25 protein-coding genes are annotated in these 23,384 nt (G+C 70.0%); 18 read left to right on the top strand and 7 right to left on the bottom strand.

The window, feature by feature from the left end; all coding sequences use genetic code 11:
- Positions 1-97 precede the first annotated feature (97 nt).
- The 11 genes from ftsH to lysS are packed head-to-tail and all read left to right on the top strand — an operon-like array spanning position 98 to position 10,294.
- A complete protein-coding gene (ftsH, locus tag FHX33_RS16330) occupies positions 98-2,107 on the top strand; it encodes an ATP-dependent zinc metalloprotease FtsH (RefSeq protein WP_021762480.1) in 2,010 nt (669 codons plus the stop codon).
- A 13-nt stretch (positions 2,108-2,120) separates the two neighbouring features.
- The gene (gene folE / locus FHX33_RS16325) at positions 2,121-2,696 is read left to right on the top strand and encodes a GTP cyclohydrolase I (protein WP_021762479.1); all 576 of its coding nucleotides are present in this window, start codon (positions 2,121-2,123) and stop codon (positions 2,694-2,696) included.
- Positions 2,693-3,496: a dihydropteroate synthase gene (folP, locus tag FHX33_RS16320; RefSeq protein WP_021762478.1), complete on the top strand. Its 804-nt coding sequence runs from the start codon at positions 2,693-2,695 to the stop codon at positions 3,494-3,496. Before folE ends, folP begins: the two co-directional genes overlap by 4 nt.
- Entirely contained in the window at positions 3,489-3,866 is a 378-nt protein-coding gene (gene folB, locus FHX33_RS16315) for a dihydroneopterin aldolase (RefSeq protein WP_021762477.1), read from the top strand. The genes folP and folB overlap by 8 nt, the downstream gene beginning before the upstream one ends.
- Positions 3,863-4,423 (top strand): 2-amino-4-hydroxy-6-hydroxymethyldihydropteridine diphosphokinase, encoded by a 561-nt coding sequence (gene folK / locus FHX33_RS16310; protein ID WP_248616243.1) that lies wholly within the window; start codon positions 3,863-3,865, stop codon positions 4,421-4,423. The genes folB and folK overlap by 4 nt, the downstream gene beginning before the upstream one ends.
- Positions 4,420-4,902, top strand: a complete 483-nt coding sequence (locus FHX33_RS16305) for a DUF3180 domain-containing protein (protein ID WP_021762475.1) — start codon at positions 4,420-4,422, stop codon at positions 4,900-4,902. The genes folK and FHX33_RS16305 overlap by 4 nt, the downstream gene beginning before the upstream one ends.
- The gene (locus FHX33_RS16300; RefSeq protein WP_021762474.1) at positions 4,886-5,392 is read left to right on the top strand and encodes a PH domain-containing protein; all 507 of its coding nucleotides are present in this window, start codon (positions 4,886-4,888) and stop codon (positions 5,390-5,392) included. Before FHX33_RS16305 ends, FHX33_RS16300 begins: the two co-directional genes overlap by 17 nt.
- The gene (locus FHX33_RS16295; protein ID WP_183428731.1) at positions 5,389-6,993 is read left to right on the top strand and encodes a PH domain-containing protein; all 1,605 of its coding nucleotides are present in this window, start codon (positions 5,389-5,391) and stop codon (positions 6,991-6,993) included. The genes FHX33_RS16300 and FHX33_RS16295 overlap by 4 nt, the downstream gene beginning before the upstream one ends.
- On the top strand, positions 6,990-7,796 hold the full coding sequence (locus FHX33_RS16290) for a Rossmann-like and DUF2520 domain-containing protein (protein ID WP_021756275.1): 807 nt from the start codon (positions 6,990-6,992) through the stop codon (positions 7,794-7,796). The genes FHX33_RS16295 and FHX33_RS16290 overlap by 4 nt, the downstream gene beginning before the upstream one ends.
- Before the next feature lie 60 nt (positions 7,797-7,856).
- The gene (gene panC / locus FHX33_RS16285; protein ID WP_183428730.1) at positions 7,857-8,732 is read left to right on the top strand and encodes a pantoate--beta-alanine ligase; all 876 of its coding nucleotides are present in this window, start codon (positions 7,857-7,859) and stop codon (positions 8,730-8,732) included.
- Between the two features lie 47 nt (positions 8,733-8,779).
- Positions 8,780-10,294: a lysine--tRNA ligase gene (gene lysS, locus FHX33_RS16280; protein WP_021764536.1), complete on the top strand. Its 1,515-nt coding sequence runs from the start codon at positions 8,780-8,782 to the stop codon at positions 10,292-10,294.
- Positions 10,295-10,306: 12 nt separating this feature from the next.
- Here lysS and FHX33_RS16275 read toward each other — a convergent pair whose 3' ends face one another.
- Positions 10,307-11,200, bottom strand: a complete 894-nt coding sequence (locus FHX33_RS16275; RefSeq protein ID WP_021764535.1) for a cytochrome c oxidase assembly protein — start codon at positions 11,198-11,200, stop codon at positions 10,307-10,309.
- A gap of 92 nt (positions 11,201-11,292) precedes the next feature.
- On the opposite strand from FHX33_RS16275, the gene cls reads away from it, so the two are divergent.
- A complete protein-coding gene (cls, locus tag FHX33_RS16270; protein WP_021764534.1) occupies positions 11,293-12,756 on the top strand; it encodes a cardiolipin synthase in 1,464 nt (487 codons plus the stop codon).
- Positions 12,757-12,856: 100 nt separating this feature from the next.
- On the opposite strand, the gene FHX33_RS16265 is transcribed toward cls, so the two are convergent.
- Both FHX33_RS16265 and FHX33_RS16260 read right to left on the bottom strand, forming a co-directional pair.
- Positions 12,857-13,030 carry a hypothetical protein gene (locus FHX33_RS16265; RefSeq protein ID WP_021764533.1) on the bottom strand — a complete coding sequence of 58 codons (174 nt, stop codon included), beginning with the start codon at positions 13,028-13,030 and terminating at the stop codon, positions 12,857-12,859.
- Positions 13,031-13,072: 42 nt separating this feature from the next.
- Positions 13,073-14,071: a pirin family protein gene (locus FHX33_RS16260; RefSeq protein ID WP_021764532.1), complete on the bottom strand. Its 999-nt coding sequence runs from the start codon at positions 14,069-14,071 to the stop codon at positions 13,073-13,075.
- Positions 14,072-14,139: 68 nt separating this feature from the next.
- Between FHX33_RS16260 and FHX33_RS16255 the strand changes: the two genes are divergently transcribed.
- Positions 14,140-14,568 carry a hypothetical protein gene (locus FHX33_RS16255; RefSeq protein ID WP_021764531.1) on the top strand — a complete coding sequence of 143 codons (429 nt, stop codon included), beginning with the start codon at positions 14,140-14,142 and terminating at the stop codon, positions 14,566-14,568.
- Positions 14,569-14,577: 9 nt separating this feature from the next.
- Here FHX33_RS16255 and FHX33_RS16250 read toward each other — a convergent pair whose 3' ends face one another.
- The 3 genes from FHX33_RS16250 to FHX33_RS16240 are packed head-to-tail and all read right to left on the bottom strand — an operon-like array spanning position 14,578 to position 15,886.
- Positions 14,578-15,015, bottom strand: coding sequence for a VOC family protein (locus FHX33_RS16250; protein ID WP_039923382.1), 438 nt, complete (start codon positions 15,013-15,015; stop codon positions 14,578-14,580).
- A gap of 23 nt (positions 15,016-15,038) precedes the next feature.
- The gene (locus FHX33_RS16245) at positions 15,039-15,269 is read right to left on the bottom strand and encodes a helix-turn-helix domain-containing protein (RefSeq protein ID WP_021764529.1); all 231 of its coding nucleotides are present in this window, start codon (positions 15,267-15,269) and stop codon (positions 15,039-15,041) included.
- Positions 15,269-15,886: a hypothetical protein gene (locus FHX33_RS16240; protein ID WP_039923381.1), complete on the bottom strand. Its 618-nt coding sequence runs from the start codon at positions 15,884-15,886 to the stop codon at positions 15,269-15,271. Before FHX33_RS16240 ends, FHX33_RS16245 begins: the two co-directional genes overlap by 1 nt.
- A 173-nt stretch (positions 15,887-16,059) precedes the next feature.
- Here FHX33_RS16240 and FHX33_RS16235 point away from each other — a divergent pair, with 173 nt between their 5' ends.
- From FHX33_RS16235 to FHX33_RS16225, 3 genes are all read left to right on the top strand, one after another.
- Positions 16,060-18,582 (top strand): ATP-dependent Clp protease ATP-binding subunit, encoded by a 2,523-nt coding sequence (locus tag FHX33_RS16235; protein ID WP_021764527.1) that lies wholly within the window; start codon positions 16,060-16,062, stop codon positions 18,580-18,582.
- A gap of 102 nt (positions 18,583-18,684) precedes the next feature.
- Complete coding sequence (locus FHX33_RS16230) at positions 18,685-19,824, top strand: glycosyltransferase family protein (RefSeq protein WP_021764526.1); 1,140 nt, start codon at positions 18,685-18,687, stop codon at positions 19,822-19,824.
- On the top strand, positions 19,821-20,891 hold the full coding sequence (locus tag FHX33_RS16225; RefSeq protein WP_021764525.1) for a glycosyltransferase: 1,071 nt from the start codon (positions 19,821-19,823) through the stop codon (positions 20,889-20,891). Before FHX33_RS16230 ends, FHX33_RS16225 begins: the two co-directional genes overlap by 4 nt.
- On the opposite strand, the gene FHX33_RS16220 is transcribed toward FHX33_RS16225, so the two are convergent.
- Positions 20,879-22,027 carry a diguanylate cyclase family protein gene (locus tag FHX33_RS16220; protein ID WP_021764524.1) on the bottom strand — a complete coding sequence of 383 codons (1,149 nt, stop codon included), beginning with the start codon at positions 22,025-22,027 and terminating at the stop codon, positions 20,879-20,881. The two genes, FHX33_RS16225 and FHX33_RS16220, sit on opposite strands and share 13 nt — an antisense overlap.
- A gap of 122 nt (positions 22,028-22,149) precedes the next feature.
- Here FHX33_RS16220 and FHX33_RS16215 point away from each other — a divergent pair, with 122 nt between their 5' ends.
- Positions 22,150-22,671: an amino-acid N-acetyltransferase gene (locus FHX33_RS16215; RefSeq protein ID WP_051337036.1), complete on the top strand. Its 522-nt coding sequence runs from the start codon at positions 22,150-22,152 to the stop codon at positions 22,669-22,671.
- A 46-nt stretch (positions 22,672-22,717) separates the two neighbouring features.
- Positions 22,718-23,350 carry a hypothetical protein gene (locus FHX33_RS16210; protein WP_021764522.1) on the top strand — a complete coding sequence of 211 codons (633 nt, stop codon included), beginning with the start codon at positions 22,718-22,720 and terminating at the stop codon, positions 23,348-23,350.
- Positions 23,351-23,384 lie beyond the last annotated feature (34 nt).

Raw genomic sequence — 23,384 nt, 5'->3', positions numbered from 1 at the left:
CCTGCAGTCCCGGGCGTGTCGCAGCGGGCCGCGTACTGCGCGCCCAGAGCGAACACGCAGCCGACCCACAGAGCCGAAGCGGTACTGTGGTCGCACCATGAACGTCAAGAAGATCTTCCGCGGCCCGATTCTCTACGTCGTGCTTGCGATCATCGCAGTGTGGATCGGCTCGAGCCTGATCACGATGTCGGGTTTCAAGGGCGTCTCGACCCAGGAGGGTCTGAAGCTGCTCTCGGACGACAAGGTGTCCAGCGCGAAGATCGTGGACGGTGAGAACCGTGTCGACCTGACGCTCAAGGAGGCCGACGGGTCGCTCGGCACGCAGGTGCAGTTCTACTACGTCACGCCCCGCGGCGCCGATGTGGTGAAGGCGGTCGACGACGCGAACCTGCCCAAGGGCTACGACGACGAGGTGCCCCAGCCGAACTGGCTGGTCAACATCCTCGGCTTCCTGATCCCGGCGCTGCTGATCGGCGTGTTCTTCTGGATCATGATCTCGGGCATGCAGGGCGGCGGCAACAAGGTCATGCAGTTCGGCAAGTCCCGGGCGAAGATGGTCACCAAGGAGACGCCGAAGGTCACCTTCGACGACGTCGCCGGGTCGGACGAAGCAATCGAGGAGCTCGAGGAGATCAAGGACTTCCTCAAGGAGCCGGCCAAGTTCCAGGCCGTCGGCGCCCGCATTCCGAAGGGCGTGCTCCTGTATGGCCCTCCCGGAACCGGCAAGACCCTGCTGGCCCGCGCCGTCGCGGGTGAGGCGGGCGTGCCGTTCTACTCGATCTCGGGTTCGGACTTCGTCGAGATGTTCGTGGGCGTCGGCGCGAGCCGCGTGCGCGACCTGTTCCAGCAGGCGAAGGAGAACTCGCCGGCCATCATCTTCATCGACGAGATCGACGCGGTCGGCCGTCACCGCGGCGCCGGACTCGGCGGCGGGCACGACGAGCGCGAGCAGACCCTCAACCAGCTGCTCGTCGAGATGGACGGCTTCGACCCGAAGACCAACGTCATCCTGATCGCGGCGACCAACCGTCCCGACATCCTCGACCCCGCCCTGCTGCGCCCGGGCCGCTTCGACCGTCAGATCGGCGTGGACGCGCCCGACATGCTCGGCCGCAAGAAGATCCTCGAGGTCCACGGCCGCGGCAAGCCGCTCGCGGCATCGGTCGACCTCGAAGTGCTCGCCCGCAAGACGCCGGGCTTCACCGGCGCCGACCTGGCGAACGTCCTCAACGAGGCCGCCCTGCTCACCGCCCGGTCGAACGCGCAGCTGATCGACAACCGCGCCCTCGACGAGGCCGTGGACCGCGTGATCGCCGGACCGCAGAAGCGCACCCGCGTCATGAAGGACCAGGAGAAGCTCATCACCGCGTACCACGAGGGCGGCCACGCTCTCGCCGCCGCGGCGATGCGTCACACCGACCCCGTGACGAAGATCACGATCCTCCCGCGCGGTCGCGCCCTCGGTTACACGATGGTGATGCCGCTGGAGGACAAGTACTCCGTCACCCGCAACGAGCTGCTCGACCAGCTCACGTACGCCATGGGCGGCCGCGTCGCGGAGGAGATCGTCTTCCACGACCCGACCACCGGCGCCTCGAACGACATCGAGAAGGCGACCTCCATCGCTCGCAAGATGGTCACGGAGTACGGCATGAGCGCCGACATCGGCTCGGTCAAGCTGGGCCAGGCGAACGGCGAGATGTTCCTCGGCCGCGACATGGGCCACCAGCGCGACTACTCCGAGCGCATCGCCGAGCGGGTGGACGCCGAGGTGCGCGAGCTCATCGAGAAGGCGCACGACGAGGCGTGGGAGGTGCTCAACAACAACCGGGCCATCCTCGACCGCCTGGCCGCGTCGCTGCTCGAGCAGGAGACCCTCGACCACAACGAGATCGCCGAGATCTTCACCGATGTGGTGAAGCTCCCGGAGCGTCCGCAGTGGCTGTCGAGCGACAAGCGCCCGATCTCGGACGTGCCGCCGATCGACTTCCCGAAGGCCAAGGCGCCGATCGACGCCGGGGCCGTGGATGGCGGAGTGGACTCCGAGCCGCCGTCGTCGAAGCCGAAGCGCGCACCCGCGATCAAGCCGCGGCCCGCGACCGCATAGGTCGCGTCACCGCATGACCGGTTTCGATCGCGCACGCATCGAGGCGGCCGTCGCCGAGATCCTCGCCGCCATCGGCGAGGATCCGTCGCGTCCGGGCCTCGCCTCCACGCCGTCCCGCGTCGCCGACGCCTACGCCGAGTTCTTCTCGGGCGTGGGCGTCGACGCGTCGGCGCTGCTGGGCGAGCCCGTGCCCCTGGAGTCGGACCACGCCGACACCGTCATCCTGCGCGACATCGCGTTCCGCTCCGTCTGCGAGCATCACCTGCTGCCCTTCGTCGGCGTCGCCCACGTGGCGTACCTGCCGGGGGAGTCGGTGGTCGGCCTGGGCCGCATCCCGCGCGTGATCGACGCGCTGGCGGCCCGCCCGCAGCTCCAGGAGCGGCTGACCGAGCAGATCGCCGATGCGGTCGAGAGCGGGGCCGGTGCGCGCGGCGTGCTCGTCGTGCTCGACGCCTCCCACGCCTGCGTCACCACTCGCGGCCCGCGGCAGACCGCCGCCACCACGGTCACCGTCGCCACCCGCGGCGCGTACACCGACCCGGTGGCGCGCGCCGAGCTGATGGCCCTCATCGGAAGCGGTGCGGCGTGACGCTCATCATGGGCGTCCTCAACGTGACTCCGGACTCGTTCAGCGACGGCGGCCTCTGGCTCGAGCCCGCCGCGGCCGTCGAGCACGCGCTCGAGCTGGTCGAGCAGGGTGCCGACATCATCGATGTCGGCGGCGAGTCCACCCGTCCGGGAGCCCTGCGGGTCGAGCCGGAGGAGGAGCGCGCCCGCGTCGTACCGGTGATCAGCGCGCTCGCGTCCCGCGGCGTGACCGTGAGCGTCGACACCCTCAACGCGTCCACCGCCCGTGCCGCCGCCGACGCGGGTGCGGCGATCATCAACGACGTCTCCGGCGGCCTCGCCGATCCGGGGATGCCGGACGCCGTGCTCGACACCGGGCTGCAGTACGTGCTCATGCACTGGCGCGGCCGCCTCGACTCCGCCGACTCGCTCGCCGTCTACACGCACACGGTGCAGGAGGTGCGCAGCGAACTCTCGGCCCGCATCACCTCGCTGCTCGACCGCGGCATCGACCCCGCGAAGCTCATCCTCGACCCCGGCCTCGGCTTCTCGAAGACCGGGGAGCACAACTGGCAGGTGCTCGCCGGGCTGCACGAGATCGAGACCCTCGGCTACCCCGTTCTCATCGGCGCCTCCCGCAAGCGCTTCCTGGGCGCCCTGCTGCCCGAGGGCGCGCCGGTGGCGGATCGGGATGCACCGACGGCCGTGATCTCGGCCCTCGCCGCGCAGGCCGGAGCCTGGGCCGTGCGGGTGCACGACGTCGTTTCCACGCGAGTCGCCCTCGATGTCGTGCGGGCATGGCAAGCTGGACGCGATGACTAGCACCGAGGCGGCCGACGCGATCATCCTGACGGGGCTGCGCGTGCGCGCCCACCACGGGGTGTTCGACTTCGAGCGCGAGAACGGCCAGGACTTCGTGGTCGACGTGACCGCGCGTATCGACCTGGCGCGCTCGGCCGCGTCGGACGATCTGGAGCAGACGGTCCACTACGGCGTGCTCGCGGAGGAGATCGTCGCCGCCGTGGAGCGCGATCCCGTCGACCTGATCGAGACCGTCGCCGAGCGGGTGGCGGGCGTCGTGCTCGCGCATCAACCGGTCGAGACGGTCGAGGTCACCGTGCACAAGCCCGACGCCCCGATCACCGTGCCGTTCGGCGACGTCGCCGTGCGCGTCGTGCGGAGGCGCTCGTGACCCCCGGTATGGCCCGGCCGCAGCGGATGCGCGTCGGCGCACCGGCGGTGCTGGCGTTCGGCAGCAACCTCGGCGACCGCGCCGCGACCATCCGCACGGCTCTCGACTCCCTCCGTGCCGAGCCCGGCCTGCGGGTGGAGGCCGTGTCGCGCCTTTACGAGACACCGGCCCTAAAGCTCGACGGCATCGACGAGGAGGCGCCCGCCTACCTCAACGCCGTCGCCCGCATCGACACGGTGCTCGACCCGCTCGCGCTGCTCGCCCTGGTGAACCGCGTGGAGGACGCCCTCGGGCGGCTGCGCACGGAGCGCTGGGGCGACCGCACCATCGACATCGACATCGTCGACTACGACGGCATCGTCTCGGACGACGAGCGGGTCACCCTCCCGCATCCCCGGGCGCACGAGCGCGCGTTCGTGCTGGTGCCGTGGCTCGACGTCGACCCGGAGGCGGTCCTGACCGGGTACGGCCGCGTCGCCGAGCTCGCCGCGCAGGCGACGGACCCGGTGACGCCGTACTCCGCCGAGTCGCTCGACGCGGACGGAGGCGACCGGTGAACCGCACCCGCCCCACCTCTCTGCTCGGTCTCGGCGTCGTCGGACTGGTCGTCGGGTTCCTCGGCGAGCTCGGCGCGTCCGCGACGGGCATGGCCGTGTTCATCCCTCCGTTGACGCTGCCCATCACGCTCGTGGCGGTCGCCGTGATCATCGTGGCGTTCGCCGTGCCGATCCGCCGTGCCGTCCGCGGTCGGAGCGCGCGCCGGATCGACCCGTTCCAGGCCACCCGCATCGTGGTCCTCGCGAAGGCCTGCGGGCTGAGCGGCGCGCTCCTGACCGGAGCGGGCATCGGCCTCCTCGCGTACCTGCTGAGCCGGGACGTGCTCCCGGGCGGCAGCGCGATCCTGCTCACCGTGCTCGCGACCGTCGGGGCCGTCGTGCTCATGGTCGCCGGACTGGTCGCCGAGAGCTTCTGCAGCCTCCCGCCCGACCACGACGATGACGACGACCCGGAGACCGCCCATGTCGACCCCCGCTGAGCCGGCGCGCGCCCGCATCGACCTGAACGTCGGCGACTGGCGCCGCGTCTCGCCGAAGTACGTGGTCGTCGTGATCGTCGGCACCCTGATCAGCGGCGTGGTCGCGTCCGCCGTCGCGACCTTCCTCTGGCTCGTCGCCGGCTGGACGCTCGCGTGGATCGCGCTGATCGCGATCGTCGTCATCACGCTCGTCGCGCTGATCATCGCGCCGCGCCGCGCCCGGTCGATCGGCTACCTGGAGCGGCAGGACGACCTGCTCTTCCGTCGCGGGATCATGTACCAGCGCTTCGTCTCGGTGCCGTACGGGCGCATGCAGCTCATCGACATCAACCGCGGGCCGGTCGGACGGATGCTCGGCCTCGCCGACCTGAAGTTCGTGACCGCGGCCGCCTCGACCGGCGTCGTGATCCCGGGCCTGCCTGACGCGGACGCCGCCGCGCTGCGCGACCGCCTGGTCGATCTGGCCGAGAGCAGACGGGCCGGACTGTGACCGAGCCGCTGCCCGGAGGACCGCTCTCCACCGTGGAGCGCGCGGCCGAGCGGTTCACGGACGGGGAGTGGCACCGTCTGCACCCGGCGACGCCCCTGCTGCGCGGCGGGATCGTGTTCATCGCCGTGCTCGGGTTCGTGCTGTCGAACCTGCGGGAGCGACTGGTCGGCCTCTTCGTCGGCGCCCCCGACTACGGCGGCGACCCGCTCGACGAGATCTACAACCGCGGCTGGGAGGGCTGGGCACTCCTCGGCGTCGCCGTCGTGATCCTGGTCTGCCTCGGTGCGTTCTACCTGTCGTGGCGGATGCACACGTTCCGCATTACGGGCGACACCGTGGAGGTGCGCAGCGGGATCCTGTTCCGCACGCAGCGCAAAGCGCGCCTCGACCGCATCCAGGGCATCAACGTGGTGCGGCCCCTGATCGCCCGCCTCTTCGGCGCGGCGAAGCTCGACATCACCGCCGCGGGGCACGACGCCAACCTCCAGCTCGCCTACCTCGGCTCGTCGCTCGCCGACGGACTGCGCTCCGACGTGCTGCGGCTCGCCTCGGGCGTGCGCGCCGCGGAGGCGCAGGCGCGGGCGGAGGAGGCCGCCGCCACCGCAACGGACGGTGCGCCCGATGGCGCTGCGGGCGTTCCCGCCTCCCGCACCGCCGCGGTCGGCGACCTCGTGAACCGCCGCGTGAACGAGTTCCTCGCCCCCGAGCTCGACCCGAACGCCGCCCCGCCGGAGTCGGTCGTGAAGATCCCGCCGATGCGGCTGCTCGGCTCGCTGCTGATGAGCGGCTTCACCGTGTTCGTGATCGTCGTCGTCATCCTGACGGCGGTCGGCGCGGCGACGGGATGGCTCTGGCTCGCCCTGATCGTGCTGCCCGGCCTGATCGGCTCGGCCAGCTTCTACATCAACCGCTTCACCAAGTCGCTGCGCTACTCCATCGCCGGCACGCCGGACGGCGTGCGCGTCGGGTTCGGTCTGCTCAGCACGAGCAACGAGACGCTGCCACCCGGGCGCATCCACGCGGTGCAGGTGCTCCAGCCGCTGCTGTGGCGGCCGTTCGGCTGGTGGCAGATCCGCATCAACACGGCGGGCCACTCGCGCGAGAAGGGGGCCGCCGGGCAGGCGAACACCACGACGCTCCCGGTGGGCGACGCGACCGATGTCGAGCGGGTGCTCGCGCTCATCCTGCCGGGCCTCGCGACCGAGGAGCACCGCGACCTCATCCGCGCCGGGATGACCTCCCGCGGCCGCGACGACTGGACCGGAAGCCCGCGGCGCGCCGCCTGGCTGCGGCCGTTCTCGTGGCAGCGCACCGGGTACACGAGCGTCGACGGCGCCGTGCTCCTCCGGCACGGGTTCGTCTGGCGGCAGCTGGTGATCGTCCCGCTCGCCCGCCTCCAGAGCATCAAGCTCGAGCAGGGGCCGATCGACAGGATGCTCGGCCTCGCCGAGGTGGACTTCCACACCGTGAGCGGGCCGGTCAGCCCGCGGCTCGCGGCGATGGACGCGGCCGAGGGCATCCGGCTCTTCGAGCGGGCGTCGGCGGACGCGATCGTCGCCGGCCGCTCCGACCGCAGCCACCGCTGGGGGGAGTCCGCATGAGTCCCGTGGAACGCTCGGGCCGGCTCGGTCTCGGCATCGTGGGCGCAGGACGCGTCGGCCCGGTGTTCGGTGCCGCTCTCGCCGGCGCCGGTCACGCCGTCGTCGGCATCTCCGCGGTGTCGGCGGCGAGCCGCGAACGTGCCGAGGCGATGCTGCCCCAGGCGCCGGTGCTGGAGGTCCCCGTGCTGGTCGAGCGGAGCGAACTCGTCATCCTGGCCGTCCCCGACAGCGAGCTGCCCGGACTGGTCGCCGGGCTCGCCGCGACCGGCACCTGGCAGCCGGGACAGATCGTGCTCCACACCGCGCCGGGCTACGGGGTCGACGTGCTGCGCCCGGCAGCCGCGGCCGGCGCCATCCCGCTCGCCGTGCATCCCGCGCTCGACTTCACCGGCACCAGCCTCGACCTCGCCCGGCTGGCGGAGTCGTGGTTCGCGGTCACCGCGGCCGCCCCCGTGCTTCCGATCGCGCAGGCGCTCGTCGTCGAGATGGGCGGCGAGCCCGTCGTCGTCGCCGAGCAGGACCGCCCCGCCTACGCGGAGGCCATCGCCACGGCCACGGCGTTCTCGCGCTCGATCGTGGAGCAGTCCACCGGCATCCTGCGCGGCATCGGCGTCGAGAACCCGGGTTCGTTCCTCAGCTCGCTCGTGCGCTCGGCCGTCGACAACGCGCTGACCCAGGCGGGTGCCGGCCCCGCGATCGACGTGGAGGACGTGCTCCAGGCGCTCCGCGACGACGACCTCCCCGGCCCCGGTGACGGCGATCCCGGAGACGACGGGCGCGGCTGGTACCTCCGCGGCGAGTAGCCTGGTCTGCGGCCGGCGCTCGTCGCCACCCGTACGGGCGCCGCGGCCGAAGGGGAGAGAATGCCGCACGTCGTGACCACCATCGCCGAACTGCGTGCGCTCATCGCGAGCGCCCGCCGCGAGGCCCTGCTCGCCGACCCGGCCGGCGACCCCGCGGGGCTCGTCGCGCTCGTGCCGACGATGGGCGCCCTCCACGACGGCCACCTGCGCCTCGTGAGCCAGGCCCGCGAGCTCGCCGGCGTCGTCGTCGTGTCGATCTTCGTGAACCCGCTGCAGTTCGGACCGGGGGAGGACCTCGACCGGTACCCGCGCACCCTCGACGCCGACGTCGCCGCGCTGGAGGGCCTCGCCGACATCGTGTTCGCCCCGAGCGCCGCAGAGATGTACCCGCAGGGGGAGTCCTCGACGCGCGTCACCGCGGGGGAGGTCGGCTCGCTCTTCGAGGGTGCCTCGCGCCCCGGCCACTTCGACGGGATGCTCACCGTCGTCGCCAAGCTGTTCGGCATCGTCCAGCCCGACGTCGCGGTCTTCGGCCAGAAGGATGCGCAGCAGGTGCACCTCGTCGGCCGGATGATCGACGACCTGAATCTGCCGCTGAGCCTCGCCGTCGTCGACACGGTGCGCGAGGACGACGGCTTGGCCCTCTCCAGCCGCAACCAGTACCTCTCCGCCGACGACCGTGTCGCCGCCGTGACGCTGTCGCGGGCCCTGGCCGCCGGCGCCCAGGCCGCAGACGGGGGCGTGGAGGCTGCGCTCGCCGCCGCCCGGACGCGCATCGAGGCCGACCCAGCCGTTAAGCTGGACTATCTCGTGATCGTCGACCAGCCCTCGTTCCGCGAGGCGGCTCCCGGGCAGCACGGTCCGGCGCTGATGCTCGTCGCGGCCCGCGTGGGCACGACGCGCCTCATCGACAACCGGCGCATCACGATCCCCTGAGCACGCACCGACGACACGACGACCACCGCCGAACGGAAGACACACCGATGACCGACGCGCCCACCCCCCAGGCCGACCTCACGGACGACGAGATCAGCGAGCAGAAGGCCGTCCGGCTCGGCAAGCGCGAGCGCCTCATCGCCCAGGCCGAGACGGCCGCGGGCGGGGCGTACCCGGTGCAGGTGCCGGTCACCACGACCATCCCGGAGGTCCGCGCGGCCTGGGGGCACCTGGCCGCCGACGAGGCCTCGGGCGAGACGGTCGGCGTCGCCGGCCGCGTCGTGCACCTGCGCAACACGGGCAAGCTGTGCTTCGCCGTGCTCCAGTCGGGCGACGGCTCGCGCATCCAGGCCATGGTGTCGCTCGCGGCCGTCGGCGAGGAGTCGCTGATCGCCTGGAAGGAGCTCGTCGACCTCGGCGACCACGTGTTCGTCTCGGGCGAGGTGGCCTCCAGCCGCCGCGGCGAGCTGTCGATCATGGTGACGGCGTGGGAGATCGCGTCCAAGGCGCTGCTGCCCCTCCCGAACCTCCACAACGAGCTCAGCGAGGAGACGCGGGTGCGCTCGCGCTACCTCGACCTCATCGCGCGCGACCAGGCCCGCCAGACCGTCCTCGACCGCGCGGCGACCATGGCGAGCCTGCGCTCGACGTTCGCCGACCGCGGCTTCGTCGAGGTCGAGACCCCGATGCTGCAGGTCATCCACGGCGGCGCCTCCGCGCGCCCGTTCGTGACCCACTCCAACGCGTTCGACACCGATCTCTACTTGCGCATCGCGCCGGAGCTCTACCTCAAGCGCGCGGTCGTCGGCGGCATCGACCACGTCTTCGAGATCAACCGCAACTTCCGCAACGAGGGCGCCGACTCCACGCACTCGCCCGAGTTCGCGATGCTCGAGGCCTACCAGGCGTACGGCGACTACAACTCGATCGCCGACCTCACGCAGACGCTCATCCAGAACGCCGCGCAGGCCGTCTCCGGCTCGCACGTCGTCACCTGGGCCGACGGCACCGAGTACGACCTCGGCGGCCAGTGGGAGCGCATCCGGATGTACGACAGCCTCTCCGAGGCGATCGGCGAGGAGATCACGCCCGAGACCCCGATCGCCCGCCTGCGCGAGCTGGCGGCCGACGCCGGGATCGAGATCGAGCACCCGCTCGCCGGCAAGTACGTCGAGGAGCTGTGGGAGCACCACGTGAAGGGCGACCTCGTGCGCCCGACGTTCGTGATGGACTTCCCCGTCGACACCAGCCCGCTCGTGCGCGCGCACCGCTCGCGCGAGGGCGTCGTCGAGAAGTGGGACCTCTACACCCGCGGCTTCGAGCTGGCCACCGGCTACTCCGAGCTGATCGACCCCGTCGTGCAGCGTGAGCGCTTCGTCGAGCAGGCCAAGCTCGCCGCGGCCGGCGACAACGAGGCCATGCGCCTCGACGAGGAGTTCCTGCGGGCGCTCGAGTTCGGGATGCCGCCGACCGGTGGCATGGGCATGGGCATCGACCGCCTGCTCATGGCGATCACCGGCCTCGGCATCCGCGAGACCATCCTCTTCCCCCTGGTCAAGTAGCCGCCGGGGGGCTCAGCCGCGCCGCTGCAGGTGGGCGCGGGTGAGCTCCTCCAGCTGCTCGTCGGTCAGGTCGTCGACCTTCTTCGCCTCGCGGCGGTCCAGCCGCATCCATCGCACGAACAGGATGACGAGGATCGGCACGTCGGCGAACTCGGCGATGAACCACAGGAAGTCGCCCGACAGGTGCTGATCGTGCAGCGCGTTCGGGAACCAGAGCGGCAGCCTCCCCGTGATCCGCGCCGCGCCGTCGAGCACGCTGTCGTTCAGGCGCAGCAGCAGGCCCGGGACGGCGTCCAGCAGCAGCTCGACGAACGCCAGCAGGAACTCGACCGTGATGAAGAAGCCGGTGCGGACGATCGAGTGCGCCGCGATCGGCAGCACCAGCAGCATCCCGGCCAGCGGGACGAGCACCGAGATCGTCCACTCCGACCACACCGAGTCGCGCAGTACGGCGGCCACCGGGGTGAGGAACACCAGGAACACGGCGCACGCGAACACGGGCGCGAACATCGCGTTGCCGAGCACCCGCACCGGACGGGACCGCAGGACGCGGTCGGCGCGCCGCCGTCCGGTCGTGGACAGCGCGACCCGTGCGAGCGCGATCGGCCGGCCGAGGCTCATCAGCGCGGGCACGACGAACAGCAGCAGGGCGATCCGGGTCGTGAACGCCCAGCGCAGCTCGCTGCTGTACGCGCCCAGGAAGCCGAAGGAGATCCACGCGTACGACCCGAGGCCGAGCAGCAGGAACCACAGCGTGAGACGCGCCGGCCAGCGGTGACCGTGGCGGCGCAGCCGGAGCACCCCTCCGACGTACAGCGCCGTGGCCGCGACGAGCAGCACGGCGGCGGCCGGGTCGAACGACCAGGTGGTCAGGAAGACGTTGACGGGAGGCGTGTCGGGCTCCATTCACGGGTGGTGGCGCACCATTGTCCCTCCGCTTCGCTACGGTATCCCTGTAGGTGCATCGCTCCGAGCGCGCCTGCGACCGAGAGGACCGGATGGACGCAGGCTTCCTGAGCACCGTCATCGTCGTAGTGGCGCTGCTCATCGACTTCATCATCCGCGTGATCGCGATCATCGTCGTCCCGCGCAACCGCAAGCCGACGTCGGCGACCGCGTGGCTGCTCGCGATCTTCCTCATCCCGTACATCGGCGTGCTGTTCTTCCTGCTGATCGGCAGCTACAAGCTGCCGAAGCGGCGCCGTGACAAGCAGATCGAGATCAACAACTTCATCATCGAGTCGACCGAGGGCATCGAGCGCGTGCGCCGCGATCACCCGTGGCCGCCGTGGCTCGAGTCGGTCGTGGAACTCAACCGCAACCTGGGGGCGATGCCGCTCGTGGGCGGCAACCGGGCCAGCCTGAACGGGGACTACCAGGGCTCCCTCGACGCGATGACGACCGAGATCAAGGCCGCCCGCAAGTACGTGCACGTCGAGTTCTACATCCTGTCGCTCGACGACACCACGGAGCCGTTCTTCGACGCGCTCGCCGACGCGGTGAAGCGCGGCGTCATGGTCCGGGTGCTGCTCGACCACATCGCCTCCGTGCGAACGCGCGACTACAAGCGGACCATCAAGCGGCTCACCGAGATGGGGGCGCGCTGGCAGCTGATGCTGCCGGTCCAGCCCTTCAAGGGCAAGTACCAGCGGCCCGACCTGCGCAACCACCGCAAGCTGCTCATCGTCGACGGCCGCGTCGCCTTCATGGGTTCTCAGAACATCATCGACCGCAGCTACAACAAGAAGTCCAATATCCGCCGCGGGCTCAAATGGAAAGAGCTCATCGTGCGGCTGGAGGGGCCGATCGTCGCCGGTCTCAACGCCATCTTCATCACCGACTGGTACAGCGAGACCGACGAGCTGCTCCGCCGCGAGACGGAGCCGATCACCGACGACATCCAGCCCGAGGAGTTGGATGCCCAGGTCGTCCCCTCCGGACCGGGATTCGCGGGCGAGAACAACCTCCGGCTCTTCCTGGCGCTGCTCTACTACGCGCAGGAGCGCATCGTCATCACGTCGCCGTACTTCGTGCCAGACGAGTCGATGCTCACCGCGATCACCACCGCCACTCAGCGCGGCATCTCGGTGGAGCTGTTCGTCTCCGAGATCGGCGACCAGGCGCTGGTGTACCACGCGCAGCGGTCGTACTACGAGGCGCTGCTGCGTGCGGGCGTGAAGATCTGGATGTACAAGGCTCCGTACATCCTCCACGCCAAGCACTTCACCATCGACGACGACGTCGCCGTGATCGGCTCGAGCAACATGGACATGCGCTCGTTCCTGCTGAACATGGAGGTCTCGCTCATGGTGCGCGGCCGCTCGTTCGTGGAGGAGATGCGCAAGGTCGAAGACGGCTACCGGCGCGAGAGCCGCGAGCTCACGCTCGAGGAGTGGATGAAGCAGCCGCTGCGCTCGACGGTGCTCGACAACCTCGCGCGGCTGACCTCGGCGCTGCAGTAGCGGGAGCGGCGCCGTCGTACCGCGGCGACATTCGTGCCGAATGTCGTGAAAGCGCGCCCCTCAACGTACATTCGTGCCGAATGTGTCGGGGCGGTGGAGGCTACGGCTTGGGGGCGAGGCCGCGGCGTGCGCGCTCTTCGGCCTCCATGCGGGCGTAGACCTTCCGCTCCGTGCGGTCGGCGTGCACGATCTTGCGCATGATGAGCCAGAAGAGCAGCCCGACCAGGACGGTCGGAGCCAGCGACCACACGATACCGCCGATGATGTCGTTCATAACGCGCTCATCGTACCGCGCCCGCCTGTGCGGACGCCCGGGTCAGCCGCGGGGCTTGAGGCGGACGGTGGGGAGCTCGGGGGCCGGGAGGGGAGCGCCGTCGTAGCCCGCGACCGTGCCGAACCGGCCGTGCGGCTGCTCGCCGGCGATCACCTCGCCCTGCCACTGGCCGCGCGCCGCGACGACGTCGTCGTGGGTGCGGCCGATGAAGTTCCACCACATGACGATCTGCTCGCCGAGCGGCTCGCCGCCGAGGAGCACGAGCCGGGCCGGTCCGTCGGCGCCGACGACGACCTCCACCGCGTCGCGTCCGGGAGCGAGGTACCCCAGATGCGCGACCGGGACGGCGGTACCGGCGACGGAGACCGATCCGGCGTCGACGAGGATGCCGTGCTCGAACGCAGTGTCGAGCGGGATGCGTACGGTCGCACCGGCGGGCGCCGTGATCTCGGCGCCGACGAGCGGGGAGAAGACGGTCGCCGCGGTACCGCTCCCGGCGAGCGAGCCGACGAACGTGCGCACCGTGGCATCGCCCAGCGCCGACGGTACGGGAACGTGGTGCTCGAAGAACGGGGCGACGTCACGGGAGGCCGCGGGCAGGGCGACCCAGAGCTGGACGCCGTGCAGCACCCGAGCCTCCGGCGTCGACACCTCGGAGTGGCTGATCCCGTGCCCGGCGGTCATCAGGTTGAGCTCGCCGGGTCGCACGAGCGCGTGACTGCCCACGCTGTCGCGGTGCTCGATCTCGCCCTCGAAGAGCCAGCTGACCGTCTGGAGTCCGGTGTGCGGGTGCGGCGGCACCCGCATCCCGCCCGTCGCGGACACGTCATCCGGCCCGTAGTGGTCGATGAAGCACCAGCCGCCGATGAGCGAGCGGCGGCGCTGGGGAAGGGTGCGGCGCACGTTCATGGCGCGCGGGCCGCCGAGCGGCACGTCCCGCGGCTCCAGGATCTCCACTTCGCCGCCGGTCGCGGGGGCCGGCTCCGCCAGCGCCGTGCCGACCGCGAGCACCTCGGCCGGGTCGCGCTCCAGGTTGCTCATAGCGGCATCCTAGGCTTCCGACGGCGGAGCGGCGCCGCTTCCCAGCCTCCCGTTCCTAGAATGGACCCGTGCCCCGGACCGCGACCCGCCCCCTGACCTCCCTCGCCGGAGGGGTGCTCGTGCTGGTCGCGCTCGCGGGCTGCGGGATCAAGTCCCAGCAGCAGCCCGTGAAGGACTACGCCGGCGAGCCGACGGGCGTGGAGGCGCCGGCCAGCAGCGCCGGGGGAGCCTCCTGGGCCGCGTGGCTCGACGACGGCCGCCAGTTCGGCATCGTGCTCTACGGCAGCTCGACCTGCCCGCCGACCGTCGCCTCCATCAGCGTCACCGGCGACAACCAGCTGAAGGCGACGCTCTCGCCCGCTCCGGGCGGCGTCTGCACCCGCGACTACGTGCCGCACACGACGGTCTTCGCGACCCCGAAGGGCGTCACGACCACGTCGGACGTGACGATCACCGTCCCCGACGGCACGCTCACCATCCCGGGCCTGCAGGGCTGAGACCCGGGCTCAGCCCTTGGTCAGGTCCTGCGCGAGCATCACGATGATCCCGCTGGGCCCGCGCAGATACGACAGCTTGTAGACATCCTGGTAGTTCGCGACGCCCCGCAGGGGGTGGACGCCGTGCTTCGCGGCGATCGCGAGCGCCTCGTCGATGTCGTCGACCGAGAACGCGACGCGGTGCATGCCGATCTCGTTCGGGAGGGTCGGCTCGGTCTCGATCGCGTCGGGGTGGATGTACTCGAAGAGCTCGAGGCGGCCGTGGCCGTCCGGCGTCTGGAGCATCGCGATCCTGGCGTGGTTGCCGTCGAGCCCGACCGCGGTGTCGGCCCACTCGCCGCTTACTTCGTCTCGCCCGACCACGGTCAGGCCGAGGTCGGTGAAGAAGGCGATGGTCTCATCCAGATCGCGGACGGCGATGCCCACGTTCTCCAGTGCGATGCTCATGCGCTGCATGCTAGCCCCACCGCTCAGGCAACCGGCGGCGCCGTCAGGACGAGCAGGTCGCCGATCTCGCAGTCCAGCGCGCGGCAGATCGCCACGAGGGTGGAGTAGCGGATCGCCTTGGCGCGGTCGTTCTTCAGGATGGAGAGGTTGACCACGCTGACCCCGACCAGTTCCGAGAGCCGCACGACGGTCATCCCGCGCTCGGCGAGGAGCTCGTCGAGCCGGCAGTGGACCCCGGACTCCTCGTCTCCCATCAGACGAGGCCTTCGGTGTCGCGCCGCATCCGGTCGCCGACGGTGAACGCGGTGGCGACGATGGCAGCGGCGAAGGCCAGGAGCAGCAGCGGCTGGAGGGGGATCGACATGACCGGATTGTCGAAGTCCCGATCGCTGATGCGGGCGATCGCGCCGTTCGCGACCATCGTGTTCAGCAAGGCGATCCCGGCCCAGGCGACCAGGCCGTAGACGCTCGCGATCGCGACGAGCGCGGTGTTCGCCCGGGAGAAGATGCGCCCGCGGAGCACGTTGATCGCGAGCCAGACGAGGCAGACGATGACGCCGACGACGGTGGCCGCCGTCAGGATCTCCCGCAGGATCAGCGCAACGAAGGATGCGGCCGGCAGCTGCGGAGCCGTCACATAGGCGGTGGCGAGCTCGACCTCGCGCATGGACCCGCCCGGACCGATCGGCGCCTGGGCGGTCGTGCCCGCGAAGTCGGCGAGGACGCGCACATCGCGATTGGATGCGGCCTCCACGATCGTGCGGACGGCCTGGACGATCGACCACCCCGCGAGCACGACGCCCGCCACGATGAACGCCACGATCGACGCCCGATCGCCCTTCGACTGGCGGTAACCCTCGACGGTGCTCATGCTCTCCTCCACATATCGACATTCGTTAATAACGACTATCGATACGATTGCACAGCCCGTCGTCGGACGCAAGCCCCGTCACGCCCACGGCGAACAGGGGCCCGGGATGCCGGGTGCGGTGGTTACTCTCTTTGTATCGATGCCGACCCTGCAAGGCGTCGCGAGGAGTAGACATGTTCGAGAGATTCACCGACCGCGCCCGCCGCGTCGTCGTCCTGGCCCAAGAAGAGGCCAAGATGCTCAACCACAACTACATCGGGACGGAGCACATCCTGCTCGGCCTGATCCACGAGGGTGAGGGAGTCGCCGCCAAGGCGCTCGAGTCGCTCGGCATCTCGCTGGACGCCGTCCGCGAGCAGGTCCAGGACATCATCGGCCAGGGCCAGCAGCAGCCGACCGGCCACATCCCCTTCACCCCGCGCGCCAAGAAGGTGCTCGAGCTCAGCCTCCGCGAGGCGCTCCAGCTCGGCCACAACTACATCGGCACGGAGCACATCCTCCTCGGCCTGATCCGCGAGGGCGAGGGCGTCGCCGCCCAGGTGCTCGTGAAGCTCGGCGCCGACCTCAACCGCGTGCGCCAGCAGGTCATCCAGCTCCTCTCGGGATACCAGGGCAAGGAGCAGGTCCAGGTCGGGGGCAACGATCAGAACACCGCGCAGGCCGGTAGCCAGATCCTCGACCAGTTCGGCCGCAACCTCACGCAGGCCGCTCGCGACAACAAGCTCGACCCGGTGATCGGACGCGAGAAGGAGATCGAGCGCGTCATGCAGATCCTGTCGCGCCGCTCCAAGAACAACCCCGTCCTCATCGGTGAGCCCGGCGTCGGCAAGACCGCCGTCGTCGAGGGCCTGGCCCAGGCGATCGTGCGCGGCGACGTGCCCGAGACGCTGAAGGACAAGCAGCTCTACACGCTCGACCTCGGCTCGCTCATCGCCGGCTCCCGCTACCGCGGCGACTTCGAGGAGCGCCTGAAGAAGGTCACCAAGGAGATCCGCACGCGCGGCGACATCATCACCTTCATCGACGAGATCCACACCCTGGTGGGTGCGGGTGCCGCCGAGGGCGCGATCGACGCCGCCAGCATCCTGAAGCCGCTGCTGGCCCGCGGCGAGCTGCAGACCATCGGCGCGACCACGCTCGACGAGTACCGCAAGCACTTCGAGAAGGACGCCGCGCTCGAGCGCCGCTTCCAGCCCATCCAGGTCAACGAGCCGTCGCTGCCCCACACGATCAACATCCTCAAGGGCCTCCGCGACCGCTACGAGGCGCACCACAAGGTGTCCATCACCGACGGCGCGATCGTCTCGGCCGCGAACCTGGCGGACCGCTACATCCAGGACCGCTTCCTCCCCGACAAGGCCATCGACCTGATCGACGAGGCCGGCGCCCGCCTGCGCCTGTCGATCCTCTCGGCCCCGCCGGAGCTGCGCGAGTTCGACGACAAGATCTCGGCCGTGCGCTCGCAGAAGGAAGCCGCGATCGAGGAGCAGGACTTCGAGAAGGCCGCCGGCCTGCGCGACGAGGAGAAGAACCTCCTCGGCGAGCGGCTGCGCCTCGAGAAGCAGTGGCGCTCCGGCGACGTGAAGACCACCGCCGAGGTCGACGAGGGCCTGATCGCCGAGGTGCTGGCGCAGGCCACGGGCATCCCGGTGTTCAAGCTCACCGAGGAGGAGTCCGCTCGCCTCGTGTTCATGGAGAAGGCGCTGCACCAGCGCGTCATCGGTCAGGAGGAGGCCATCGCGGCGCTCTCCAAGACCATCCGACGCACGCGTGCCGGCCTCAAGGACCCGAAGCGCCCCTCCGGCTCGTTCATCTTCGCCGGCCCCACCGGTGTCGGTAAGACCGAGCTCGCCAAGGCGCTCGCCGAGTTCCTGTTCGACGACGAGTCGGCCATGATCTCCCTCGACATGTCGGAGTACGGCGAGAAGCACACGGTCTCGCGACTGTTCGGCGCCCCTCCCGGATTCGTCGGCTTCGAAGAGGGTGGCCAGCTCACCGAGAAGGTCCGCCGCAAGCCGTTCAGCGTCGTGCTCTTCGACGAGATCGAGAAGGCGCACCCCGACATCTTCAACTCGCTCCTCCAGATCCTGGAAGAGGGACGTCTGACGGACGGTCAGGGTCGTGTCGTCGACTTCAAGAACACGGTCATCATCATGACGACCAACCTCGGCACGAAGGACATCTCCGGCGGCCCCGTCGGCTTCCAGATCGAGGGCGACCCGACCACCGGCTACGAGCGGATGCGCGGCAAGGTCTACGAGGAGCTGAAGAAGAACTTCAAGCCCGAGTTCCTGAACCGAGTCGACGAGATCATCGTCTTCCCGCAGCTGAACAAGGCCGAGCTGCTGCAGATCGTCGACCTGTTCATCAAGCGCCTGTCCGACCGCCTGCTCGACCGCGACATGACGATCGAGCTGGAGGTGCCGGCCAAGGAGCGGCTGATCGAGGTCGGGTTCGACCCGACACTCGGTGCCCGCCCGCTGCGCCGCGCTGTGCAGCACGAGATCGAGGACCGGCTGAGCGAGAAGATCCTGCACGGCGAGCTGAACGCGGGCGACCACGTCCACGTCGACTTCCGCGACGGGGAGTTCGTGTTCACCACGACGGCGCGTGCCGACTCGATCGGCGCCGGCGTCAACGCTGCGGCCGCCATCGGCACCGGCCCGGCCACGCCGGACCTCGCCGCCAACGGCTGATCCACACCGCCGCAAGGCGCGTCCGCGACGAGTGCGCCGATCCTCCGGGGTCGGCGCACTCTCACGTGTTCGGAGAGGTGCGTTCGATATGCTGTGTGCGCTATGACGACCCGCCCACGACTTCTGCTCCTGTCGTTCTCGACCCTCGTCTCGGATCCGCGGGTCCAGAAGCAGATCGCACTGTTCGCGCCGGACTACGACCTCATCACCTGCGGCTACGGGCCGGCGCCCGAGGGTGCCGTCGAGCACTTCCAGGTGCCCGACGACCACGTCTACTGGCAGTACCCGCGACTGGCCGTCGTCCTGCGCCAGTACCGGCGTGCGTATCGCCAGAACCGTGCCGTCACCTGGGCGCTCGAGCACATCCAGCCGGGGAGCATGGATGTGATCATCGCCAATGACGTCGACGCGGCGGGTGTCGCGGTCGGATTGCGGCCGCGCTTGGGATTCCATGCGGACCTGCACGAGTACGCCCCGCTGCAGAACTCCGAGCTCCTCCGCTTCCGGCTCTTCGTCGCCCCGTTCCTGTCGTGGCAGATCCGGACGTTCGTCAGCCAGGCGGCATCCACCTCGACGGTGTGTCAGAGCCTCGCCGACAAGTACCACGAGACGTTCGGCCTCCAGCCCTCGGTGGTCATGAACGCACCTCCCTACGCGGCGTTCTCGCCGATCGAAGTCGCCGACCCCGTGCGCCTGGTGCACGCAGGCGCGGCGCTGCGCAACCGGCGGCTCGAGATCCTCATCGACGCCGTCGCGCAGTCGGACGCCGCCGTCTCGCTCGACTTCTATCTCGCGCCGAACGATCCTGGCTACCTCGACTCCTTGAAGGCGCGAGCGGCGGGCAACGCGAACATCGCGTTCCACGACCCGGTCCCCTTCGACGAGCTCGTCTCGACGCTGAACGGCTACGACGTCGGCCTGCACATCCTCGCTCCGACCAACTTCAACAACGCCTTCGCGTTGCCCAACAAGTTCTTCGAGTACGTGCAGGCCCGACTGGGGCTCATCATCGGGCCGTCGCCCGAGATGAAGCGGATCCTCGAGGAGAAGGGCTTCGGTGCCGTGACGACGGACTTCACCGCCGAGGCCCTGGCGGACGTGCTGCGCGGACTCGACCGCGAAACGGTGGCCACCTGGAAGGCGCGCTCCGATGTCGCCGCCCCGCTGCTCTCCGCCGAGACGCAGACCCCCGTCTGGGGTGACGCGATCGCACGGATCGCTGCGCCAGGACCCGTGAGATGACGAGCTCGGTCGACGTCCTCGTCCCCGTCCATTCGGCGCAGCGCCCGATCGCGCGCCTGGCGGCGTCGGTGCTCGGAACGTCCGTGCCGATCCGGCTGGTGGTCGTGGCGCACGACGTCGACGCCTCCGACATCCGGACTGCCCTGGGCGAGCACGCGGAGGACCCGCGCGTGCAGGTCCTCGCGTTCCAGGACGGAGTGCGGTCGCCCGCGGGGCCTCTCCGATTCGCTCTGGAACGGCTCGAATCGCCGTTCTTCATGAAGATCGACTCCGACGACTTCCTCGCGGACGGGGCGATCGAATCCTGGATGCGGACGCAGCGCCGATACGACGCGGACATCGTGCTGCCGTCGATGCGGATGGTCGGGACCCGCCGTGACTTCCCGACTCCGCCGCGCCGCCCCTTCCGCACGCGGCTCGACCCCGTGCGAGACCGGCTCGCCTACCGGACGAGCACGATGGGTCTCATCCGCGCGGAGCTCGCCCGCGACGCCTATCCCGAGCCCGGGCTGCGGACGGCCGAAGACCTCGCGCCCGGACTGCGCTTGTGGTTCTCTGACGCCCGGATCGTCGCGGCCGACCCCCGGTACGCCTATATGGTCGCCCCCGACGCCGGCGATCGGGTCACTCTGGAGCAGAGGCCGCTCGCCGACGACCTCGCGTTCGTCGAGCCCCTGGTGCGCGAGCCGTTCTGGGCGCGTCTCGATCAGGACGCACGCGTCGGGATCGTCGCCAAGCTGCTGCGGGTGCAGGTGATCGGCGCCCTCGCCGGGCGTGCCGACCGGCACCTGACCGCGTCGGAGGTCGCGTTCGCAGGGACCGCTGCGCGCGCTCTCGTCGCACTCGCTCCCCGCGTGGGTCGCGTTCTCTCGCGCGACGAGGCGACGTTGTTCCGGGAGGTCCTAACGGGTGCGAGGGACGAAAGCCGCATCACGCGGCTGGCGTCTCGGGCATCCCGGCACCTCTCCGTCGGCGGTCTGGTGACGCCCGGGATCCTGGACAGCGTGCGCCGCGACGCGCCTGTGCGCTACCTCGGCGCGTCGGTGCTGGCGCGCTACAGGCGCTGAGGCGGAGCGGTCAGTTCCGGAGCCGTCCCTGGCTGTCGTCGCTTGACGGTCGCCTGCAGCATCAGTGCGAGGGGGAGCAGGTAGAAGATGACGCCGGGGATCGCATAGCGGAACGTCGTTGAGGTGCCGTTGGTGATGTTGTAGAGCGCGACCGCGAGGATCGCTCCGAAAAGCAGGTGGGCCTCTTCGTGCCGCCAGAACAGGATCATCGCGCCGACGCTCAAGAAGAGGATGAACAGCAGCGGCTTGTCGTTCTGCATGAAGTCCTTGATGTCGGTGACGAGCAGGAGTTTCGCGAGACCCGGCACGTGTCCGATCGCTTCGGTGAGTGTGGAACTCCCGGTGATGCGCATGAACTGGCTCGCCTGCGAGAACGGGAAGACGAGCGTTTGGACGATCTGGGCTCCGACGGCCGTCGCACCGACGACGATCGCGGGCCACATCCAGGGCGAGCGCCAGCGCAGCGAGACGAGCATCCCGAGCAGCCAGGCAGCGACGAAAGCACCCGCCATGATCAGCGTCGCTTGGCGGGTGAACGCGGACAACAGGGTGATTCCGCCGACGATGACGAGGAGCCACCACTGCCTCGTGCGCATGTACCGCCACGCGACCAGGAGCGCGAGGGCGCTCCACAGGGCGGACAGGGACTCGGTCAGCATCGCGGTCATGTAGATCATGATGTGGAAGCTCGCGAGAGCGAGGACGATCGTGGCGATCGCCGCCAGGTTCCCGTATCGCCGCTTCATCAGGATGAGCGCGACGATGGTGAATGCGATCGACGCGAGCGCAGGGATCACCGCCAGACCGTACGGGCCGAGGCCCATGAACGGCGCGGAGAGCAACGGGAGCACGACGCGCGGCTGCACGAGCCCCCAGCCGAAGGTCACGTCGGTGCTCGGCATCACGATGTTGTGCGCGGCGAAGAACGCGGCGGTCTTGTCACGCGCGACCTGCTGGGAGTCGCCGCTGAACCAGAAGGCGTACGCCATGTAGTAGCGCGAGTCGTAGAAGTAGAGGCCCAGGTTGCGGATGTACGAGAGATAGCCGAGCACCCAGGTCACGGCGGCGATCAGCCAGACGAGGACGTCGGCCCGGTTGCGGTTGATCCAGTCGACCGCTGCCTTGAATGGACCCACTGCGTTCTCACGTTTCCTTCGTTCTCGGGCGTCAGACCCCTCCCGCGACGCGTCGGGACGGGCAGTCAAAGCTAACATGTGCCTCTTCTTTCGATGCCGGGCGGGCGCGACAGTAGGCTTGTCTGGTGGACTCAGCGCGCACCTCCGGGATCAGTGTTCGGCGCGCGCGCACGGGAGACGTGGCGCGCATCCAGCAACTGGTGGAGCCGCTGGTCCGACGACGCATCCTGCTCGGCAAAGAGACGGTGACGTTCTACGAGGCCGTGCAGGAGTTCCGGGTCGCGGAGGACGCGGACGGCAACCTGATCGGCTGCGGCGCCCTCCACGTGATGTGGAGCGACCTCGGCGAGGTGCGCACTCTCGCGGTCTCGGAGGAGTGGCTCGGGCGCGGCGTCGGCCGTGCGCTGCTGGAGCGGCTCGAGACGGACGCCCGCGAGCTCGGGCTCAGCCGCCTGTTCTGCCTGACGTTCGAGGTCGGCTTCTTCGAGCGCAACGGCTTCGAGGACATGGGGGAGGAGTCGGTCGACCCGGCCCTCTACGCCGAGCTCGTCCGCTCCAACGACGAGGGCGTCGCCGAGTTCCTCGATCTGGCGCGCGTGAAGCCCAACACCCTGGGAAATACAAGGATGTTGAAGCTCCTCTGAGCGCGTTGCGACCGGCAATCGGGCGGCGCGCGGTTATGCTGCGGGCATGTCGACGTTCAAGCATCCTGTCGGCCCCCAGCCGAGCAAGGTCTATTGGCGACGCCGGCTCATCCTCGGGATCGGCCTGCTCGCCGTCATCCTCGTCGTCGTGCTGATCATCGTGCGCCCCGGCGCGTCGGACGGTGCCCCCGCTCCCGCCTCCACCACGAGCGCGCCGAAGACGACGACGCCTCCCGCGACCAGCATCCCGACGTCCAGCGCCTCGGCCAGCGGCGCCGCGTGCGACACGGCGAACGTCCGCGTCGAGGCGGTCACGGACAAGGCAACCTACGCCGCCGGCGAGCTGCCGCAGCTGTCGGTCGCGATCACCAACACCGGCTCGGCCGCGTGCAAGATCGACGCCGGGACGGCGCAGCAACTGTTCACCATCACCAGCGGCGCCGAGGTCTACTGGAAGTCGACCGACTGCCAGACCGACAAGGTCGACGCGGAGGTCCTGCTCCAGCCCGGCAAGACGATCTCGTCGCAGACGCCGATCACCTGGGACCGCACCCGCTCCGACCCCTCCACCTGCCAGGCGAGCCGCGAGCAGGTCCCGGCGGCGGGAGCGTCGTACCACCTGACGACGACCGTCGCGGGGATCGAGTCCCCCGAGACCAAGCAGTTCATCCTGCAGTAGCCCGCCGAGGCGGCACGAAGTGCACGCGAATCCG

This window comes from Leifsonia aquatica (assembly GCF_014190775.1).
GTDB lineage: Bacteria > Actinomycetota > Actinomycetes > Actinomycetales > Microbacteriaceae > Leifsonia > Leifsonia aquatica.
This window is presented reverse-complemented; position numbering and strand designations above follow the sequence as displayed.